Here is an 18,944-nt window from a genome sequence, read left to right on the forward strand (position 1 = left end):
ATCAGCGATCCCCTCGAAGGTAATTTCTAGCCGAAATTAGGTGCGAGGCAGCGCTTAGAAACGCGCCTCGTCCACTTCTTTCAAATCAGGGATCACATCTGCGGTTCCCTTTCGGGTCACCATCAGAGCACCTGCGCGCATCGCGAGGGCAATCGCCTGCTCCATGGGCAGACCACGATCACGCGCAGCAAGCACATAGCCAGTGAAGGTGTCGCCAGCCCCCGTAGTGTCGACCGGTGTCACAGGCATTGCAGGAAAATCGCGAGACTGCCCCTCATGCAGCCAGCGCGCACCTTTCGCACCAAGCGTAATGATCACGTCGGTGACCCCAAGCGCCGCCGGAGACTTACCAGTTGCCTCTTCCAGTTGCTCAGCCTCCACCTCATTCAGGATCAAGAAATCGAGGTGAGGAAGAACAGCCTCAACAGCCTCCGCCTCAAATGGCGCAGCGGCATAAGCGACGTAAAGACCAAGCTCTCGCGCAATTTTGGCGGCCTCAGGCTGATCTTTGGTCTCATTCTGCATCAACAACGTGTCGCCCGTACTCGCCTCTGACAGTGCAGCAGAGATGGTTTCGGCCGGTATTTGATGATTGGCACCTTGGAAAAGAACGATGCTATTTTCGCCGCCCGCATCCACATAGATGTGAGCTTGGCCATTTGGAGTGTCCGGAAGCTTGCTGATGTGGCGTGTATCCACGCCGAACTCCATCATACGGTCAGCCGCCCAAGGCCCATCATGCCCAACCGCACCAACATGCACTGTATGCGCACCTGCACGTGCGGCGGCAACGCTCATATTTGCCCCTTTGCCGCCAAGGCCCCGAGTCAACTTGGTCGCTGCAAGCGTTTCGCCTGGCCCCGGCAGATGAGGCACATGATAAAAGAAATCGGCGTTGATGGAGCCGAGGTTGTAAATCGCCATGAGAGTACGCCATGTTTCCAGTTTCTTTGATCTAACGATCAAAAAATTGCACGCTTGTCTATTGGCAATGACCTTACCTGAGGTTTTGCGCTTTTCCATAGGGACCGAGGTTTGCTATCTGAGGAAAACCAAACCTTGGGGGTTCTGAGCAGTGAAGGGCGACAAGCCGGGCGTCACGCCGATGATGGCGCAATATCTGGACATCAAAGCGCAGTATCAGGATGCGCTGTTGTTTTACCGGATGGGTGATTTTTATGAGATGTTCTTTGACGACGCTGTGGCGGCGGCAGAGGCGCTAGATATTGCCCTGACCAAGCGTGGCAAACACGAGGGCAATGAGATCCCCATGTGTGGCGTCCCGCATCACGCCGCAGAAGGGTATTTTCTGACCCTAATCCGCAAGGGCTTTCGTGTCGCCGTTTGTGAACAGCTTGAAAGCCCAGCAGAGGCAAAAAAGCGCGGCTACAAAGCGGTGGTGAAACGGGATGTGGTACGGCTGGTGACGCCGGGCACATTGACCGAAGACAGCCTGCTGGATGCGCGGAGACACAACTTTCTGGCAGCTTACGCCGTTGTCCGAGATGAGGCGGCGCTAGCCTGGGCAGATATCTCCACAGGTGCGCTACATGTGATGCCTTTGGCGCCGGTACGACTGGGGCCTGAACTTGCACGCTTGGCGCCAAGTGAGTTGTTGGTGGCAGAAGGCTCGGAAGCTGAGCTCGGACCGGTTGTCGATGACATGGGGGTGCCGCTGACATCTGTGTCACGCGGCAGTTTTGACTCTGTTTCAGCGGAAAAACGGGTTTCTGCGCTGTTCAAAGCGTCGTCTCTTGAAGCCTTTGGCACATTTTCGCGGCCTGAGGCCGGAGCGCTTGGTGCCATTGTCGACTATCTAGAGCTGACCCAAAAAGGCAAATTACCGCTGTTGCAACCGCCAGTGCGCGAAGCGACGCAGGGTGTGATGCAAATTGATGCGGCGACTCGGCGGAACTTGGAGCTAACGGCAAGCCTTTCTGGCGGCCGGGCCGGATCCCTTCTCGCAACAATTGACCGGACAGTGACCGCCGGTGGCGCACGCCTGTTGGAGCAAAGACTGTCCTCGCCCTCGCTGCGCTTGGCAGCCATTCGCGGGCGGCTGGATGCGGTCAGCTATATGGCTGATCAACGTGGCGAGGCAGCGGATCTACGTGAAGCTTTGCGCAAGGTGCCGGATTTGGACCGCGCCCTGTCTAGGCTCGCGTTGGACCGAGGCGGCCCTCGAGATTTGGCGGCCGTCCGGAATGGCCTCGGGCAAGCAAGTCTTTTGGCAGAACGAGCTTTTTCTGGTGATTTGCCCGATGATTTAACAGCGGCACGACGGACACTGTCCGGGCATGAGGAGCTGCTTGATCTTCTGGAAGACGCGCTGATCGCAGAGCCGCCCCTTCTTGCCCGCGATGGTGGTTTTATCGCTCCTGGATTTGACCCGGAGCTGGATGAAAGCCGTGAGCTGCGCGATGAGGGGCGTGGCGTGATTGCTGGGATGCAGGCGCAATATTCTGAGCAAACCGGCATCACCGCGCTGAAAATAAAGCACAACAATGTGCTCGGCTATTTCATTGAGACAACCGCAAAACATGCGGATGCAATGATGTCTCCGCCGCTGAGCGAAACCTTTATTCATCGCCAGACCACCGCCAATCAGGTGCGCTTTACCACCGTTGAATTGAGCGAAATGGAAACCAAGATCCTGAATGCCGGAAACCGGGCGCTCGAGATCGAAAAACGGCTCTATGACAGCTTAAAAAGCGCGATTTTGGATCGCTCCGCTGAGGTTGCAGCGGCTTCCAGAGGCCTGGCGGAGTTTGATTTATCTGCGGCTTTGGCAGAGCTGGCAGCGAATGAGAAATGGACCCGACCTGAGGTTAACGACAGTCGGGACTTTGCCATCGAAGGCGGGCGGCATCCGGTTGTGGAAGCAGCTTTGCATAAAACCGGTGATCCGTTTGTTGCCAATGATTGTAACCTTTCAGGCGGCGATGCCGCGAGCATCTGGCTTCTGACAGGCCCAAACATGGCTGGTAAATCGACCTTCCTGCGCCAGAACGCACTCATTGCCCTGCTCGCACAGATGGGCAGTTTTGTGCCTGCAAACAGTGCGCGGATCGGGTTGGTCAGCCAGCTTTTCAGTCGCGTGGGCGCGAGCGATGATCTCGCGCGAGGACGCTCCACATTTATGGTGGAGATGGTCGAAACCGCCGCAATCCTCAATCAAGCGGATGACCGTGCGTTGGTTATTTTGGATGAGATTGGACGCGGGACCGCAACCTATGACGGCTTGTCGATTGCCTGGGCAACACTGGAGCATCTGCACGATGTGAACAAATCCCGCGCGCTCTTTGCGACACACTACCACGAGATGACCCAGCTTGCCGGGAAGATGGCGGGCGTCGACAACGCGACAGTTGCGGTGCGTGAATGGGAAGGTGAAGTGATCTTCTTGCATGAGGTCACACAGGGGGCCGCAGATCGGTCTTACGGCGTTCAGGTGGCGCAGCTGGCAGGCTTGCCCGCTGCGGTGGTATCGCGCGCACGTGTGGTGCTGGATGCATTGGAAAAGGGTGAGCGGGAAGGTCAGGCACAGAAAGCGCTGATTGATGATCTGCCGCTCTTCGCTGCGACGCCTGCGCCTGCACCCTCTGCACCAGCGGGACCAACTCCCTTGCAAGAGAAACTCGCGGATGTGCATCCGGACACGTTGAGCCCGCGAGAGGCTTTGAACCTCATTTATGAATTGAAGGATCTGGCGGAGAACTAATTCTCCCCTTTACCCAAAGAAAAAGCCTCCGAGTGATCGGAGGCTTTTTAGTTCAATAACTCTGCCAGTTAGGCTGGAGTGGAGCTCACGCCAACCTGTGCTGGGCGCAGAAGACGGTCGTGCAGCATGAAGCCCTGAGCGGAAACTTGAATGATGTCACCCGCCTTGGTGCCGGGAACAGGCGCTTCAAACATCGCTTCGTGCACGTTTGGATCAAATTTATCGCCCACTTCAGGGGAGATCACTTCGATACCGTGCTTGGAGAAAGTTTTCAGCAGCTCGCGCATCGTGAGCTCAATACCTTCGATCAGCGCAGAGGAGGCCTCTTTCTGCTCCTCAGTGATCGATTCAACTGCGCGTTTCATATTGTCAAAGACAGGCAACATGTCACGGGCCAGCTTGGAGCCGCCGTATTGCTCTGCATCGCGACGCGCTTTGTCGCCACGTTTGCGGGCGTTCTCAGCATCTGCCAGCGCACGCATCCAGCGGTCTTTCAGCTCGTCACGCTCGGCACGCAGCTCATCCAGTTCCACCGCCTCATCTGCGAGCTCATCAAGGCTCTGAGCAAATTCTTCGGCTTCGGCTTCTGCGATGTCGTCCAGAAACTCGTTGTCTTTAGGCTCAGCCATTTTTCACCTCTAACCGCGGTCGGAGATCAATTTTCCAACCAGTTGCGCCGTGTAATCCACGATCGGCACAATACGTCCATAGTTTAGGCGCTTGGGTCCAATGACCCCGACAGCACCCACGATCTTTCGATCAGCGTTCATATAGGGAGACACCACCAAAGAGGAACCCGAAAGTGAAAAAAGTTTGTTCTCTGAGCCAATAAAAATGCGCACACCGTCGCCTTGTTCGGCAAGTTCCAGAAAATCGGCAATGTCGCGCTTACGTTCAAGGTCATCAAACAACGTGCGGATACGCTCCAGATCCTGCTCCTCGCCACCAGAACCAAGAAGATTCGCCCTCCCGCGAACGATGAGGCGTTCTTCCTGTCCGCCCTCACCGGCCCAAAGTGCCAAACCGCTTTCCACAAGGTCTGCAGCTAGCGTATCGATTTCCTGGCGCCGGCGCGCGATCTCTTCCCGTACGGCTTTGCCCACCTCGCTCAACGTGCGCCCTTCAGCGACAGCATTGAGGAAATTCGCGGCCTCGCGCATGGAACTGGGTGTTTGCCCCGGTGGCGGTGTAAAAAGACGGTTCTCCACATGGCCATCCGCAAACACCAAGACCACCAGCGCTCGATCGTGTGCGAGGGAGACAAATTCGATGTGTTTGACTGGTGCCTCATGTTTGGGTGCCAGAACCAGCGAAGCCCCCTGTGTAACACCAGAAAGCGCTGTACTGACGCGATCAAGCATGTTGCTCACATCCTTATCGCCTTCTCCCAACGTGGCATCGATCTTTTTGCGGTCTCCATGATCCAAATCACCAACTTCAAGGAGCCCATCCACAAACATACGAAGGCCTTGCTGCGTCGGCACGCGGCCAGCCGAAACATGCGGACTGTCCAGAAGGCCAAGGTATTCCAGATCCTGCATCACATTGCGAATGGTCGCCGCACTGACTTTCTCCGAAAGAGACCGGGTGAGCGTGCGCGATCCAACCGGATCGCCGGTTTCAAGATAGCCTTCGACCACACGGCGAAACACCTCTCGGCTGCGATCGTTCATTTCTTCGAGGATTTTAGTGGTGTCTGTCATCTGCCCGTGCCTTCTGCTCTTCAATAAAATAGGCTCAAGCACAAAGGTCAATCGGCGTTGGTCAATCGGGGTTGCACCCGCCCTGCCCGCGCGGCTATGCCCAAAAGAAATCAAGAGAAGGAAATTCCCATGCGCCCCTCTGGACGTCAGCTCAATGAAATGCGTGCCGTGTCGATTGAGACCAATGTAACCAAACATGCGGAAGGCTCCTGCCTGATCAAAATGGGCGATACGCATGTGCTTTGCACCGCCTCTCTGGAAGCGCGCGTGCCACCGTTTATCAAAGGCTCCGGTCTGGGTTGGGTGACAGCGGAATACGGGATGCTGCCACGCTCTACGTCTTCCCGCATGCGGCGCGAAGCTGCGGCAGGTAAGCAAGGCGGCCGCACCGTAGAAATTCAGCGCCTGATCGGCCGTTCCCTGCGCGCAGGCGTGGACCGTGTGGCTTTGGGCGAGCGTCAAATCACGGTGGATTGCGATGTAATCCAAGCTGATGGCGGCACGCGCTGTGCTTCAATCACCGGTGGCTGGGTTGCCCTGCGTTTGGCAGTGAACAAGCTCATGAAAGCCGGCGACGTCACCACCGACCCACTTATTTCTCCGGTCGCGGCAGTGTCTTGCGGCATCTATGCAGGTCAGCCAGTGCTTGATCTGGACTATCCAGAAGACAGCGAGGCAGGTGTGGATGGCAACTTCATCATGCTGGCCAACGGGCAGATGATTGAAACCCAGATGTCCGCTGAAGGTGCTACCTACTCCCGTGATCAGATGAACCAACTGCTTGATCTCGCAGAAAAAGGCGTGGCAGAACTCGTTGCCGCGCAAGAGGCAGCCGTGGCATGACACGCAAGTTCACGGACAAAACGCTGCTGATGGCGACGCACAACAAAGGTAAACTTGAGGAGATGATTCATCTCCTTGAGCCCTTTGGCGTTAAAGTTGTCGGTGCTGCAGAAATGGATCTGCCCGAACCAGAAGAGACCGAAGACACATTTGTCGGAAATGCCCGGATCAAAGCCCACGCAGCGGCGAAAGCAACCGGCCTGCCTGCCCTCTCAGACGACAGTGGCATCACGATTGACGCGCTTAACGGTGCGCCTGGCGTCTATACAGCGGACTGGGCCGAGACCGAAGATGGCCGGGACTTTGTGATGGCAATGACCCGCGCCCACAACGAACTTGAAGCGGTAAACGCTCCGCACCCAAGACTCGCGCAATTCCGCTCCACGCTGGTTCTGGCTTGGCCTGACGGGCATGATGAGGTTTTTGAGGGTGTGGCTCCCGGGCATCTTGTATGGCCTATGCGCGGCAAAGATGGCTTTGGTTATGACCCGATGTTTGTCCCCGAAGGGCATGATGTCACATTTGCGGAGATGGACCGCTGGGCCAAAAACAAGATCAGCCATCGCGGACGCGCGGTGAAAGCCTTTGTGGCGGGTTGTTTTGGCTGACGATTGGCAAAACGGGGGCTTTGGCCTATATATACATTGGCCGTTCTGTCAGGCCAAATGCCCCTATTGCGATTTCAACAGCCATGTGAGCCGTGAAATCGACCAAAATCGCTGGCTACACGCCTATCTCAGCGAACTGGATCGCGTCGCAGCTCAGACGCCGGGGCGTGTGCTTAACACTGTCTTCTTCGGTGGAGGCACCCCAAGCTTAATGGATCCAGATATCGTCGCAGCCATTCTGGAACGCGTGCGAACCCTCTGGCCCACATCAAACGACATGGAAATCACGCTTGAGGCGAATCCAGGATCTGTTGAAGCTGGTCGGTTCACAGCTTATCGCGCAGGCGGGGTAAACCGAATTTCCATGGGTATTCAGGCGCTGAATGACAGAGACTTACAGCGTTTAGGCCGTATTCACTCTGTATCAGAAGCCAAGAAAGCCTTTGAAATAGCGCGGAAAACCTTTGATCGGGTAAGTTTTGACCTGATCTATGCACGCCAGGACCAATCGTTGAGTAATTGGCAGGCCGAGTTGAAAGAAGCTCTGTCGATGGCCATAGATCATCTTTCTCTCTATCAACTCACAATTGAACAAGGCACAGCCTTTGGCGATCGCTACAACCGTGGAAAGCTGCGTGGCCTGCCAGAAGATGATCTTGCTGCAGACATGTATGAAACAACGCAGGAGATCTGCGCTGAAGCAGGCATGTTGCCCTACGAAGTTTCCAATTACGCAGCTTTAGGCTCTGAATCACGGCACAATCAAATCTATTGGCGCTACGGCGACTACGCAGGAATTGGGCCCGGGGCGCATGCGCGGCTGACACTTAACGGGAAACGTCACGCGATAGAGACCTGGAAAAATCCGAACAAGTGGCTGGAGACTGCAGAAGACGGAAATGGAGAAAGCCTGGACGAGGTGATTTCCAGAAATGGGCAAGCCGCGGAATTCCTTCTCATGGGCCTTCGCCTGAGCGAGGGAATTGATTTGACCCGCTACGAGGAGCTCTCGGGGCATGCTCTTGAAGGACCCCGCGTGGATCACTTGATCGAAATAGGCATGATTGAAAAGACAGCGCGACATCTGCGCGTCTTGCCACAAGGGCGCATGGTGCTAAATTCTGTCCTGTCGGAACTTTTGGTGGACTAAATGCGCGCGATTTGGCTGATCTGCGGATTGATATGTGTCGCGTTTGCCTTGGTCGGCGTTGTGCTCCCCCTCTTGCCGACTGTCCCCTTTTTGTTGCTCGCAGCTTTCTGTTTTGCACGTTCATCACAGAAGCTGCACAACTGGCTCCTCAGTCACAAACTCTTTGGTCCGATGATTGATGATTGGCATCGCAATGGTGCGATCAGACCAAGCGCAAAAAGGGCAGCAACACTGTCCATAATGTTGGTTTTTGCAATTTCATTAGCGTTAGGTGTCAAAACCACCGTTTTGATCATCCAAGCGGTGGTTCTAAGCGCGGTACTTTTTTTCCTCTGGACGCGACCTAACGCGTAGAGGACAGTATCCGGCACAACTCATCAAGATCATCAAGTGTCTGATAACTAATGGTAATTTTACCAGATTCTCCGCCAGACATATGATCGACGCTGACTTTCATGCCCAAATTCGCAGAAAGATCGCCTTCTAGCGCGACTGTATCGGCGTCCTTATGGGTCTTTGGTCGAGATTTTTTAATTTGCTCGACGAGAGAGCCTGTTTTTTTCGCGAGTTTTTCTGTCTGGCGAACAGAAAGACCATCCTTCACAACCTTCTTGGCCAGCTCCGAGGCATTTTCCGAGGTCACCAGAGCGCGTGCATGACCAGCCGATAGGTCTCCCTCGCGCAACATCATCTGAACGTCATCCGGTAGATTGAGCAAACGCATCAAGTTTGCTATATGGCTTCGGCTTTTGCCGAGCGCTTCAGATACCTTCTCCTGCGTGTGACCGAACTTTTGCATAAGTTGGCGATAGCCCATCGCCTCTTCAACCGGGTTCAAATCCGCACGTTGAATGTTCTCGATGATCGCAATCTCGAGAACTTCAGTGTCATCATACTCTCTGACGATAACCGGAAGCTCATGCAGCTTCGCCATCTGGGACGCGCGCCAACGGCGTTCGCCAGCGACAATCTCGTATCGATCTCCAGATTTCTTCCGAACGATAAGCGGCTGAATGACGCCCTTTTCGCGAATGGAATTCGCCAGATCGTCTAACTGTTCAGGTGTAAAATCACGGCGCGGCTGATCTGGATTTGGCTCAATCCGCTCGATTGGGACAACCAAATCTGCCCGACGAGGTGTTTGCGCAACTTGCGCGCTCTTATCTTCGGTCACATCCGCCATCAACGCACTGAGGCCGCGGCCAAGGCCACGTGGTTTCTTCTTCTCTGCCATACCGGCCTCCTTTATGCAGCGACTTTATAGTTTTTGACCAATAGTTCCTTGGCCAGGGCTCGATATGCCTCTGCGCCCTTGGATGTTGGATCATACTCCAAAACCGGCTGCGCGTAAGAGGGAGCCTCAGAAACACGCACATTCCGAGGGATTTTGGTTTCGAACACCAATTCACCAAGGTTATCGCGCGCATCCTGCTCCACTTGTTGAGACAGGTTGTTACGTGCATCGAACATCGTCAGCACAATACCCTCAATGCGCAGACCTGAATTGGCGGTTTGTCGCACTTCACGCACGGTCAGCATAAGTTGCGACAATCCCTCAAGTGCGAAAAATTCGCTTTGAAGCGGAATCAAGACCGAATGCGCAGCGATCATTGCATTGACAGTCAACAAGTTGAGAGATGGCGGACAATCAATCAATATGTAGTCCAGATCATAGGCATCCATAGCATGCTGGCGCAGGGCGTCATGCAACAAGAAGCTACGCTTTTCATTGGTCATCAACTCAATGTCCGCCGAGCTCAGATCGACAGTTGCCGGAACGATCCACATGGTTTCCGAGTCCGTCGTTTGAATCACGTCTTCAAGTTCGGCTTCACCGGTCAACAGGTCATATGTTGTGTTCTGACGATCCTCGACTTCTACGCCCAACCCCGTTGATGCATTGCCCTGCGGATCAAGATCCACCAAAAGCACACGACATTTCTGCTCTGCGAGAGCAGCTGCAAGATTTATGGCTGTTGTGGTTTTGCCAACCCCACCTTTTTGGTTGGCAACAGCGATAATCTTGGGGCCCTTAGGGCGCGTTGGATCCGTCACGTTTCAGTTCTCCGACCTTCAGGATGACTGCTTGAGAGTCCGTAATACTCTTTACCACTTCGCAATCAAATGACCACGATTCCTGTACGGATTTAAGCTCTTTTTGCCAGCTTGCTCCCTTTGGAAACAGCCCAACGCCATCTGCCCGCAAATGTCGCTCTGCAAAGTCAAACAACAGCGGAAGATCCGCCAGCGCGCGTGCAGAAAGAACGTCGGCATTCTGCGGAGGCGCTTTCTCGATACGTTCTGTCAAAACAGCTGCTTTCACGCCGGTCTCTCGCAATACCGTCCGCAAAAAGGTACACTTACGTTGATCACTCTCAATCAACGTTACTTTCTGCGGCGCAGTTGGCTCTTCCGACATCAGGGCAATGACCAATCCGGGGAAACCACCACCGCTGCCAATGTCTACCCAATGCGCCACATTATGAGGTGCGCTACGCATAACCTGAACCGAATCCAGGATATGACGCTCCCATAAGGCGTCGAGTGTGGACTTGGAAACGAGGTTAATTCTCGGGTTCCACTTAACCAGTAAGTCTGCCAAGATCTGCAGACGTTGAAATGTTTCACGTGAAACATCCAATGCGTCACGAATGTTCTCTGGGCAGTTCATCAGGCGGTTTTCGCTTTCTGGGCCTGGCGCAACTTAGCAAGAAGCAGCGTAAGAGCCGCAGGTGTCATGCCATCAATCCGCCCGGCCTGCCCCAAATTCTCAGGACGGACCGCATTCAACTTGGATTTCAACTCGTTGCTCAAACCTTCGATCACATCGAAGTCGAAATCAGACGGGATAATCTGCGTTTCATCTCTGCGCATTGCCTCGACATCGCGCTTTTGGCGCTCGATGTAATTTGCATAAAGCGCATCACGCTCAAGCTGAAGTTGGATATCTTGGCTTATTTCGGCAAAGCGAGAATCCAGCTCCACAACATCTCCGAAGCTCACTTCAGGAAAAGCGAGAACCTGGAATGCTGTGCGACGATTACCATCTTGGTTAACAGAAATGCCCGCAGCATTAATTTGTTTTGGCGTATAGCCAGTTTCTTCGAGGAGGGCTTTGCCGGACGTTAGCTTCTCCTGCTTGTCTTCAAACACCGACTTCCGCGTTTCGCCAATGAGACCCAACTCCAAACCAATTGGCGTAAGCCTCTGGTCTGCATTGTCTGCACGCAAAGAAAGACGAAACTCTGCACGTGAGGTGAACATGCGATAGGGCTCTGTGACCCCGCGCGTGATAAGATCATCAACCATGACGCCGATATAGCTATCCGATCGGCGGAAATGGTGGGGCTCTTTGCCTTGTGCCGCCAAAGCTGCGTTCAGGCCTGCAACGAGCCCTTGTGCCGCAGCTTCCTCATATCCAGTGGTCCCGTTGATTTGCCCCGCAAGATATAGACCTGGCACGCCCTTAACACCAAGCGCCGCATCCAGAGCTCGCGGATCCACATAGTCATATTCAATCGCATACCCTGGCTGCAGAATTTCTGCATCTTCCAAGCCATACATCGAACGCACGTAGTTTTCTTGGACGTCTACAGGCAGCGAGGTCGAAATGCCGTTTGGATAAACCGTGTGATCGTTCAAACCTTCCGGTTCTAAGAAGACCTGGTGTGAAGTTTTATCTGCAAAACGCACAATCTTATCTTCGATAGATGGGCAGTACCGCGGCCCGACGCCCTCGATATGACCACCATACATCGCGGAGCGATCTAGGTTTTGCCGGATAATCTCATGTGTTTTCTCATTCGTGTGCGTGATGCCGCAGGAAATCTGCCGGGCGCTTGGCGCCTTGTTCAAGAACGAGAAAACCACCGGATCATCATCTCCCGGCTGGCTGTCGAGTAGATCCCATTTGATGGTTTTGCCATTCAACCGTGGAGGCGTGCCAGTCTTCAACCGCCCAAGAGGCAAATCAAAACTGTCAATGCGCTCCGCAAGTTTGACAGACGGGTCGTCCCCCATTCTGCCGCCAGGGCGAGACACATCCCCAATGTGGATGACACCCCGCAGGAAAGTCCCTGTGGTGAGTACAACAGAATGCGCAGAGATCTCTGATCCATCTGCGAGGACGACTCCCCGCACCGCCTGCCCTTCCATCCGGAAGTCAGTTGCCTCGCCCTCAACGATGGTCAAATTGGGTGTGGCTTCGATTTCCGCCAACATTTCTTCGCGATAGATCTTTCGATCGGTCTGCGCGCGTGGGCCCTGTACAGCTGGGCCTTTACGACGGTTGAGCAGTCGAAACTGAATTCCAGCCATATCAGAGATACGCCCCATGACCCCATCAAGCGCATCTACTTCACGCACAAGGTGGCCTTTTCCAAGACCACCAATGGCAGGATTGCAAGACATGACGCCAATGCCTGATTTCTTCAAGGTGACTAGAGCTGTTGAGGCACCCATACGCGCCCCCGCCGACGCAGCATCCGTTCCGGCGTGTCCTCCGCCCACAACAATAACGTCAAAATGTTTCACGTGAAACACTCCTCAGATTTGAATCACTTCCCGATACAAAAGCTCGAAAAGATTTCGTCCAGCAGGTTCTCTACATCGACATGACCAACAATAGAATCAAGAGCACGAATCGCGGTTCGTAACTCTTCAGCACCAATATCATAGTGATCCGGTCCGAGAGCTAGAACATCACGCGCTGCATCCAGTGCTTCTGATGCGCGTTTCATAGCGATCCGATGCCTCTCGCGCGTCGCCACTCCGGATCGACCAGCCTGTTCAGAGAGCTTTTCAGTGATCTCAGAAACCAATTCGCTGATGCCGAAACCGGTTTTGCCTGAAATCGCATTTTTTGGATCAGACAAAGTATCTGCCTTCGCCGTTCTGATCACATCCTCTGGCAGCGGTTCGAAATCCGGCGCTTCATCCTGAGTTTGAAGGAATACACGGAGATCCGCAGCCTCTGCCCTCTCGCGTGCACGCTGAATGCCGATCCCCTCCACGTGATCCTCAGTCTCACGAAGCCCAGCAGTATCCAGCAAAGTCACCGGCAATCCGTTTAGCTCCATGCGGACTTCGATCACGTCACGCGTTGTCCCCGCGTATTCAGAGGTGATTGCCGCCTCGCGACCAGCAAGCGCGTTGAGCAGCGTGGACTTGCCAACATTTGGCGCACCGAGGATGGCGACTTCGAAACCCGTGCGGATGCGTTCAGCCGTATCGACACCGGCGATCTCACGGTCGAGTTCATTTCTTACGCCAGACAGAAGCTCAGTGACTTCCGGCGTGACATCTACAGGGACTTCCTCGTCGGCAAAGTCGATGGTCGCTTCAATCAAAGCAGCCGCTCGGATCAAATCCGTGCGCCATTTGCCTGCAAGTTTCCCAAGATCACCTGACAAAACCCGCAAGGCTTGACGCCGCTGAGCCTCGGTCTCTGCATCAATCAGATCAGCGAGCCCCTCGACCTGGGCCAGATCAAGGCATCCGTTTTCCAAAGAACGGCGGGTGAACTCCCCTGCCTCCGCCAAGCGAAGCCCATCCATCTCAGAGAGTTCCCGAAGAACCGCATTCACCACGGCAGTTGAACCATGCAAGTGCAGCTCAAGAACCTCTTCGCCGGTAAAGCTGTTCTTATTCGGAAAGTAGAGCACCAAGGCCTGATCCAAACGACGGCCTTCACTGTCTTTCAGGATCTTCAAAGCAGCGTAGCGTGGTTTGGGCAGAACGCCGAAAAGCGCCCTCCCCGCCTCTGCGGCTCTGGAACCGGACACACGAACGACAGCGACCCCCGCTTTACCGGGGGCCGTTGCTAAGGCGAAAATTGTGTCAGGCACATAGGCCATGTCACATTCCTTAAGTGTTCATCGAGTCAAAGAACTCGCCATTGGTTTTGGTCTGCTTGAGTTTGCCAAGCAGGAACTCCACGGCATCCGTGGTGCCCATCGGGTTGAGGATACGGCGCAATACGAATGTCTTGGCCAGATCTCCCTTGTCGACAAGCAGATCTTCTTTCCGAGTACCAGATTTGAGAATATCGATCGCAGGGAAGACACGTTTGTCTGCCACCTTACGGTCCAGAACAATCTCAGAGTTACCTGTACCTTTGAATTCTTCAAAGATCACCTCGTCCATACGCGAGCCGGTGTCGATCAGCGCGGTCGAGATAATTGTGAGCGAGCCGCCCTCTTCGATGTTACGAGCTGCACCAAAGAAACGTTTGGGCCGCTGGAGAGCGTTTGCGTCCACACCACCGGTCAGAACTTTACCGGAAGAAGGCACCACAGTGTTGAAGGCGCGACCAAGTCTTGTGATGGAATCCAGAAGGATCACAACATCTCGTTTATGCTCTACAAGGCGCTTTGCCTTTTCGATCACCATTTCAGACACAGCAACGTGACGGGTGGCCGGTTCGTCAAAAGTAGAGGAAATAACCTCACCTTTCACAGACCGCTGCATGTCCGTTACCTCTTCCGGGCGTTCGTCGATCAAAAGAACGATCAGGTAACACTCTGGGTGGTTCGCTTCGATGCTGTGCGCGATGTTTTGCAACAGAACGGTTTTACCGGTGCGCGGCGGCGCAACAATTAGGGAACGCTGGCCCTTACCAATCGGCGCAACCAGATCGATAACCCGTGCAGAGCGGTCTTTGATGGTGGGATCTTCGATCTCCATCTTCAGGCGCTCATCGGGATAAAGCGGTGTGAGGTTGTCAAACGCGATCTTGTGCTTGGCTTTTTCTGGCGCTTCAAAGTTGATCTGAGACACGCCAGTCAGCGCGAAGTAGCGCTCGTTGTCGCCAGGCGCCGTCATAACGCCATTCACGGTGTCACCGGTCCGCAGAGAATGCTGACGGATCATCTCCGGGCTGACATAGATATCATCCGGGCCCGGCAAATAGTTGGCTTCTGGAGAGCGCAGGAAGCCAAAACCATCCTGAAGTACCTCAAGCACACCATCACCGGAGATTTCCCAACCATCATCCGCGCGTTCGCGCAGAATCTGGAACATCATCTCGCCCTTACGCATGGTGGAGGCGTTTTCGATCTCCAGCTCTTCGGCCATTGCCAAGAGCGCTTTAGGGCTTTTGGCTTTCAGATCGCCAAGAGCGAGCTTTTCTTGTGTCATGAAACAATCCTGTACTGCCCGAAACGGGGCAGATCATGTGATCTATATAAGGGATACACTTAGCCCGGACGGGCCAGTTGTCGACTCAGATAGGGCTTTCGCTCTTCTGAGTCAATAAATTCAGAATTTCACCACAACCGAGACAACGATGATTACCATCAAAATTGTCGGTACTTCGTTCATCATTCGATACTGGCGCCCAGTAAGCGTGTTCTCGTTGCGATCAAATTTCTTTCGCATTTGCATGAGCCAGTGATCAAACCCTGTCATGGCAATCACAGCAAACGCTTTTGTGTAAGGCCAAACTGACGACCAATCGACTATGCCCGGCGTAAACACTAGCGTGAGACCTGCAAGCCAAGCAGCAACGCTGGCTGGTGCCATGATGTAGCGCTGAAGCTTGTATTCCATGATCTTAAGCGTTTCGTCGAGCTGATCCCCCTGCTCTGCCCGTTCCGCGTGATAAACAAATAACCGTGGGAGATAGAACAACCCTGCCATCCAGCTGATCACAGCCATGATATGGAAAGCGAGGACATAGGGATAAATGTCTACGAGAAAGTAACCCATGCGGTTTCGATCCTTGGTACGAGCTCACCCTCTCTAAATAAATAAATAAATATATTTAGAAAAGGATGATGATTTTGTTGGGAGCTCCAAACCTGTGGATTATGGGTTTTCCCCCGCAGTTTTACACAGGAGGATAGAATATCTAAGAAGACTCCCACATCTGGGGCTAAAGTGAAAAGAGTCTATGAGAGTCAAAGACTTGAGAACTAGATGACGTGTGGATGATTGTGGATAAACGTGAGGATGAACCAGTATGTGGCTGATTCCTCCCCCAAGCAAAGTTTTCCTCATCCACGGTGCAGAAAAACGGGGGATTTCCATGAAGTCCGGGTGAGTTTCCCCAGCTTGCAAAATCTCACAGAAATTTCCAGAAAGGACTCACCAGATGTTCCTTTCCTTCTCCACGGATTTATCCACATGGCCGCACCCCTGATCCTTGCTTCGGGTTCCGAGATACGGGCTCAGCTCCTACATAAAGCGAATCTTGGTTACGAAGTTGTTAAGCCGCGTGTGGATGAAGAAATGATCCGCCGATCTTTGCAGGCGGAAGGCGCGCCGCCAAGAGATGTAGCGGATGCGCTCGCGGAGGCCAAAGCGCGTAAGGTGAGCCTGAAGCGGCCGGAGGCCATGGTACTTGGCTGTGATCAGGTGCTTGATTTTCAGGGCACGATCTTTTCCAAACCCGCGAGCATTGATGACGCGCGCAATCAGCTCCTGATGCTACGCGGAAATCGGCATATGCTCTTGTCTGCCGCAGTGATCTATCAGAATGGCGAGCCGCTATGGCGTTTTGTCGGTGTGGTACGCCTGTTCATGAGAAACTTTAGCGACGAATTTCTTGACGACTATTTGGACCGAAATTTTGAGAGCATACGCCATTCGGTCGGCGGGTATAAACTCGAGGAAGAAGGCGTGCGGCTTTTTGAAAAAGTAGACGGAGACTACTTTACCGTCCTTGGAATGCCACTTGTTGAAATACTCTCATATCTGACCTTGCGGGGAGAACTGCCACAATGACTTTGCCCTCGATCCCCCTCGCCGGTGTGATTGGCAATCCCATCGCCCATTCCAAATCCCCACTTCTGCATGATCATTGGCTGAAGACCTACGGCATCGCAGGACATTACGTACCGCTTGAAGTGGATGCAGAGCATCTAGAGGCTGTCCTTAAGGCGATGCCACAAATGGGGTTTGTGGGCTGTAACGTTACCATCCCTCATAAAGAGCGTGTCGTTCAGTTTGTTGACCAGATTACGGACCGCGCGACATTGATCGGTGCGGTGAACACGCTGATTTTCCGCCCGGATGGCAGCATCGTTGGCGACAACACCGATGGATACGGCTTTATCGAAAATCTGCGTCATGGCGCACCAGAGTGGCAGGCGGAGGCCGGTCCAGCGGTGGTCTTCGGCGCAGGTGGCGCCGCGCGGGCTGTGGTAGCCTCACTTCTAGACGCAGGTGTGCCAGAAATCTTGCTGACGAACCGGACGCGCGTGCGCGCAGATCGGTTGCGGGAGGATTTTGGCGCACGCGTCAAAGTTGTCGAATGGGTCCAGGCCGGCAATATTCTTGAAGAAGCCGCCACGCTCGTAAACACAACCTCTCTTGGCATGGCTGGGAAATCGGAGCTTCGGATTCCCATGGACGGATTGCGCAGCGAAACTGTTGTCACGGATCTGGTTTATAATCCTCTGGTCACAAATTTCCTGAAAACCGCCCAGGAGCGCGGATGTGTGACCGTTGATGGCCTTGGTATGTTGCTGCATCAGGCGGTGCCGGGTTTTGAGCGTTGGTTTGGCCGCCGCCCTGTTGTGGATGAAGCCACACGGCAGGTGGTTTTGGGATGACCAAAAAGGTATTCAAGCTCGGCTTGACCGGCTCAATCGGCATGGGGAAATCGTCGACAGCTCAGTTTTTTTCAGAATTGGGTTGCCCGGTTTGGGATGCGGATGCAGCGGTGCACCGGATTTACGCAAAGGGAGGCGCTGCTGTAGCTCCTATTTCAGCGGCGCTACCAGACGCGATTGAAGATGGAGCGGTTTCGCGAGATCGGTTGAAAGAGCTGATTGCACAAGATGCGTCTGTGTTGAGCACCATAGAAAAGATCGTCCATCCTCTGGTCGCCCAGGATCGCGCGGATTTCATTAACGGAGCTGACGCTGAAATCCTCGTTTTTGATATTCCGTTGCTCTTTGAAACAGGTGGCGATGCAGCGATGGACGCGGTTGTATGTGTCTCTGTTTCATCTGAATTGCAGAGAATTCGTGTGCTGGAACGCGGCACGATGAGTGAAGCTCAGTTTGAACACATCCGGTCAAAACAGATGCCAAATGAAGAAAAACTGGCATTGTCAGACTATGTGGTAGAAACGGATACACTTGACCATGCCCGGTCTCAGGTGGAGAAGATTGTGAAAACCATCAGAGGACAGTTGGATCATGCGTGAAATCGTACTCGATACGGAAACCACAGGCTTTGATCCGTTTTCTGGTGACCGCATCGTCGAAATCGGTGCTTTGGAGCTCTACAATCACCTGCCAACCGGCGAGACATTTCATGTCTACATCAATCCGGAGCGATCCATGCCGGATGAGGCATTCAAGGTGCACGGGATTGGCCCGGATCTCCTGGATATCCCCCGTGACGCCGCGCCGGGAGAGGTGACACTGCGCGACAAACCTGTGTTCAACGCGTTTGGCCAAAAGTTTCTCGATTTCATCGGCAATGACAGCAAGCTTGTCATCCACAATGCCAAGTTCGACATGAAATTCTTAAATGCCGAACTGAGCTGGATGAACCTGCCGCAAATCCCGATGGAGCGTGCTGTTGATACGCTGGAAATGGCGCGTAAGAAGTTTCCGGGGTCTCCTGCCACGCTGGATGCTCTTTGCCGCAGATTTGGGATCGACAACTCCTCACGGACGCTGCACGGCGCGCTTCTTGACTCCGAAATTCTGGCAGAGGTGTATCTGGAGCTGATTGGGGGACGGCAACCAGATCTGGTTCTGGCGTCTGACAACACTTCAGAAAAGAAAAGCACGGCCATTCAGGATGATTGGCGTCCGAGCGCCCGCCCAACGCCATTGCCCTCCCGGCTTACGGAGGCCGAGGCAGAAGCGCATAGAGGTTTTGTAGAGAAAATGGGCGAAAATGCCCTCTGGTCCAAACTCGGCTAGTTTGGTGAGGCGCTGCCAAAGGGCAGCGCCAAATTG

19 protein-coding genes are annotated in these 18,944 nt (G+C 54.0%); 9 read left to right on the forward strand and 10 right to left on the reverse strand.

Translation table 11 applies throughout. From position 1 onward, the window contains the following. Positions 1-54 precede the first annotated feature (54 nt). Positions 55-924, reverse strand: a complete 870-nt coding sequence (locus J7412_RS01275) for a ribokinase (RefSeq protein ID WP_209076306.1) — start codon at positions 922-924, stop codon at positions 55-57. Between the two features lie 181 nt (positions 925-1,105). On the opposite strand from J7412_RS01275, the gene mutS reads away from it, so the two are divergent. Then, positions 1,106-3,721: a DNA mismatch repair protein MutS gene (gene mutS, locus J7412_RS01280; protein WP_209077493.1), complete on the forward strand. Its 2,616-nt coding sequence runs from the start codon at positions 1,106-1,108 to the stop codon at positions 3,719-3,721. A gap of 68 nt (positions 3,722-3,789) precedes the next feature. On the opposite strand, the gene J7412_RS01285 is transcribed toward mutS, so the two are convergent. Continuing rightward, entirely contained in the window at positions 3,790-4,350 is a 561-nt protein-coding gene (locus J7412_RS01285) for a nucleotide exchange factor GrpE (RefSeq protein ID WP_209076308.1), read from the reverse strand. 9 nt (positions 4,351-4,359) lie between these two features. Further along, positions 4,360-5,424, reverse strand: a complete 1,065-nt coding sequence (gene hrcA / locus J7412_RS01290; protein ID WP_209076310.1) for a heat-inducible transcriptional repressor HrcA — start codon at positions 5,422-5,424, stop codon at positions 4,360-4,362. A 129-nt stretch (positions 5,425-5,553) separates the two neighbouring features. Here hrcA and rph point away from each other — a divergent pair, with 129 nt between their 5' ends. The 4 genes from rph to J7412_RS01310 are packed head-to-tail and all read left to right on the forward strand — an operon-like array spanning position 5,554 to position 8,379. Further along, positions 5,554-6,267, forward strand: a complete 714-nt coding sequence (gene rph / locus J7412_RS01295) for a ribonuclease PH (RefSeq protein ID WP_209076312.1) — start codon at positions 5,554-5,556, stop codon at positions 6,265-6,267. Continuing rightward, positions 6,264-6,875, forward strand: coding sequence for an RdgB/HAM1 family non-canonical purine NTP pyrophosphatase (rdgB, locus tag J7412_RS01300; protein ID WP_209076314.1), 612 nt, complete (start codon positions 6,264-6,266; stop codon positions 6,873-6,875). Before rph ends, rdgB begins: the two co-directional genes overlap by 4 nt. Further along, a complete protein-coding gene (hemW, locus tag J7412_RS01305; protein WP_209076316.1) occupies positions 6,868-8,025 on the forward strand; it encodes a radical SAM family heme chaperone HemW in 1,158 nt (385 codons plus the stop codon). The genes rdgB and hemW overlap by 8 nt, the downstream gene beginning before the upstream one ends. Continuing rightward, positions 8,026-8,379 (forward strand): YbaN family protein, encoded by a 354-nt coding sequence (locus tag J7412_RS01310; RefSeq protein WP_209076319.1) that lies wholly within the window; start codon positions 8,026-8,028, stop codon positions 8,377-8,379. It abuts the gene before it with no gap. On the opposite strand, the gene J7412_RS01315 is transcribed toward J7412_RS01310, so the two are convergent. From J7412_RS01315 to hemJ, 7 genes are all read right to left on the reverse strand, one after another. Continuing rightward, positions 8,369-9,259: a ParB/RepB/Spo0J family partition protein gene (locus tag J7412_RS01315; protein WP_209076322.1), complete on the reverse strand. Its 891-nt coding sequence runs from the start codon at positions 9,257-9,259 to the stop codon at positions 8,369-8,371. The two genes, J7412_RS01310 and J7412_RS01315, sit on opposite strands and share 11 nt — an antisense overlap. Positions 9,260-9,270: 11 nt before the next feature. Continuing rightward, the gene (locus J7412_RS01320) at positions 9,271-10,080 is read right to left on the reverse strand and encodes a ParA family protein (RefSeq protein WP_209058270.1); all 810 of its coding nucleotides are present in this window, start codon (positions 10,078-10,080) and stop codon (positions 9,271-9,273) included. Next, positions 10,058-10,696, reverse strand: coding sequence for a 16S rRNA (guanine(527)-N(7))-methyltransferase RsmG (gene rsmG, locus J7412_RS01325; RefSeq protein ID WP_209076325.1), 639 nt, complete (start codon positions 10,694-10,696; stop codon positions 10,058-10,060). Before rsmG ends, J7412_RS01320 begins: the two co-directional genes overlap by 23 nt. Next, on the reverse strand, positions 10,696-12,558 hold the full coding sequence (mnmG, locus tag J7412_RS01330) for a tRNA uridine-5-carboxymethylaminomethyl(34) synthesis enzyme MnmG (protein ID WP_209076327.1): 1,863 nt from the start codon (positions 12,556-12,558) through the stop codon (positions 10,696-10,698). The genes rsmG and mnmG overlap by 1 nt, the downstream gene beginning before the upstream one ends. Before the next feature lie 23 nt (positions 12,559-12,581). Continuing rightward, on the reverse strand, positions 12,582-13,880 hold the full coding sequence (mnmE, locus tag J7412_RS01335; protein ID WP_209076329.1) for a tRNA uridine-5-carboxymethylaminomethyl(34) synthesis GTPase MnmE: 1,299 nt from the start codon (positions 13,878-13,880) through the stop codon (positions 12,582-12,584). A 10-nt stretch (positions 13,881-13,890) separates the two neighbouring features. Beyond that, a complete protein-coding gene (gene rho / locus J7412_RS01340; protein WP_209058261.1) occupies positions 13,891-15,162 on the reverse strand; it encodes a transcription termination factor Rho in 1,272 nt (423 codons plus the stop codon). A gap of 120 nt (positions 15,163-15,282) precedes the next feature. Continuing rightward, positions 15,283-15,732, reverse strand: coding sequence for a protoporphyrinogen oxidase HemJ (hemJ, locus tag J7412_RS01345; protein WP_209076331.1), 450 nt, complete (start codon positions 15,730-15,732; stop codon positions 15,283-15,285). A 417-nt stretch (positions 15,733-16,149) separates the two neighbouring features. On the opposite strand from hemJ, the gene J7412_RS01350 reads away from it, so the two are divergent. From J7412_RS01350 to dnaQ, 4 genes are read left to right on the forward strand one after another with little or no spacing between them, the layout of a single operon-like run. Further along, positions 16,150-16,749: a Maf family protein gene (locus J7412_RS01350; protein ID WP_209077495.1), complete on the forward strand. Its 600-nt coding sequence runs from the start codon at positions 16,150-16,152 to the stop codon at positions 16,747-16,749. Further along, on the forward strand, positions 16,746-17,579 hold the full coding sequence (locus tag J7412_RS01355; protein ID WP_209076333.1) for a shikimate dehydrogenase: 834 nt from the start codon (positions 16,746-16,748) through the stop codon (positions 17,577-17,579). The genes J7412_RS01350 and J7412_RS01355 overlap by 4 nt, the downstream gene beginning before the upstream one ends. Further along, a complete protein-coding gene (coaE, locus tag J7412_RS01360; RefSeq protein WP_209076335.1) occupies positions 17,576-18,178 on the forward strand; it encodes a dephospho-CoA kinase in 603 nt (200 codons plus the stop codon). The genes J7412_RS01355 and coaE overlap by 4 nt, the downstream gene beginning before the upstream one ends. Beyond that, complete coding sequence (dnaQ, locus tag J7412_RS01365) at positions 18,171-18,908, forward strand: DNA polymerase III subunit epsilon (RefSeq protein WP_209076337.1); 738 nt, start codon at positions 18,171-18,173, stop codon at positions 18,906-18,908. Before coaE ends, dnaQ begins: the two co-directional genes overlap by 8 nt. Positions 18,909-18,944: the final 36 nt, after the last annotated feature.

Origin of the sequence: Shimia sp. R9_3, from assembly GCF_017743755.1 — a bacterium.
In the GTDB taxonomy this organism is placed as follows: Bacteria; Pseudomonadota; Alphaproteobacteria; order Rhodobacterales; family Rhodobacteraceae; genus Shimia.

Coding starts and splice junctions, on each gene's coding strand:
- J7412_RS01275 (WP_209076306.1), bottom strand. CDS start 924: ATGGCGATTTACAACCTCGGCTCCATCAACGCCGATTTCTTTTATCAT.
- mutS (WP_209077493.1), top strand. CDS start 1,106: ATGATGGCGCAATATCTGGACATCAAAGCGCAGTATCAGGATGCGCTG.
- J7412_RS01285 (WP_209076308.1), bottom strand. CDS start 4,350: ATGGCTGAGCCTAAAGACAACGAGTTTCTGGACGACATCGCAGAAGCC.
- hrcA (WP_209076310.1), bottom strand. CDS start 5,424: ATGACAGACACCACTAAAATCCTCGAAGAAATGAACGATCGCAGCCGA.
- rph (WP_209076312.1), top strand. CDS start 5,554: ATGCGCCCCTCTGGACGTCAGCTCAATGAAATGCGTGCCGTGTCGATT.
- rdgB (WP_209076314.1), top strand. CDS start 6,264: ATGACACGCAAGTTCACGGACAAAACGCTGCTGATGGCGACGCACAAC.
- J7412_RS01310 (WP_209076319.1), top strand. CDS start 8,026: ATGCGCGCGATTTGGCTGATCTGCGGATTGATATGTGTCGCGTTTGCC.
- J7412_RS01315 (WP_209076322.1), bottom strand. CDS start 9,259: ATGGCAGAGAAGAAGAAACCACGTGGCCTTGGCCGCGGCCTCAGTGCG.
- rsmG (WP_209076325.1), bottom strand. CDS start 10,696: ATGAACTGCCCAGAGAACATTCGTGACGCATTGGATGTTTCACGTGAA.
- mnmE (WP_209076329.1), bottom strand. CDS start 13,880: ATGGCCTATGTGCCTGACACAATTTTCGCCTTAGCAACGGCCCCCGGT.
- rho (WP_209058261.1), bottom strand. CDS start 15,162: ATGACACAAGAAAAGCTCGCTCTTGGCGATCTGAAAGCCAAAAGCCCT.
- hemJ (WP_209076331.1), bottom strand. CDS start 15,732: ATGGGTTACTTTCTCGTAGACATTTATCCCTATGTCCTCGCTTTCCAT.
- J7412_RS01350 (WP_209077495.1), top strand. CDS start 16,150: ATGGCCGCACCCCTGATCCTTGCTTCGGGTTCCGAGATACGGGCTCAG.
- J7412_RS01355 (WP_209076333.1), top strand. CDS start 16,746: ATGACTTTGCCCTCGATCCCCCTCGCCGGTGTGATTGGCAATCCCATC.
- coaE (WP_209076335.1), top strand. CDS start 17,576: ATGACCAAAAAGGTATTCAAGCTCGGCTTGACCGGCTCAATCGGCATG.
- dnaQ (WP_209076337.1), top strand. CDS start 18,171: ATGCGTGAAATCGTACTCGATACGGAAACCACAGGCTTTGATCCGTTT.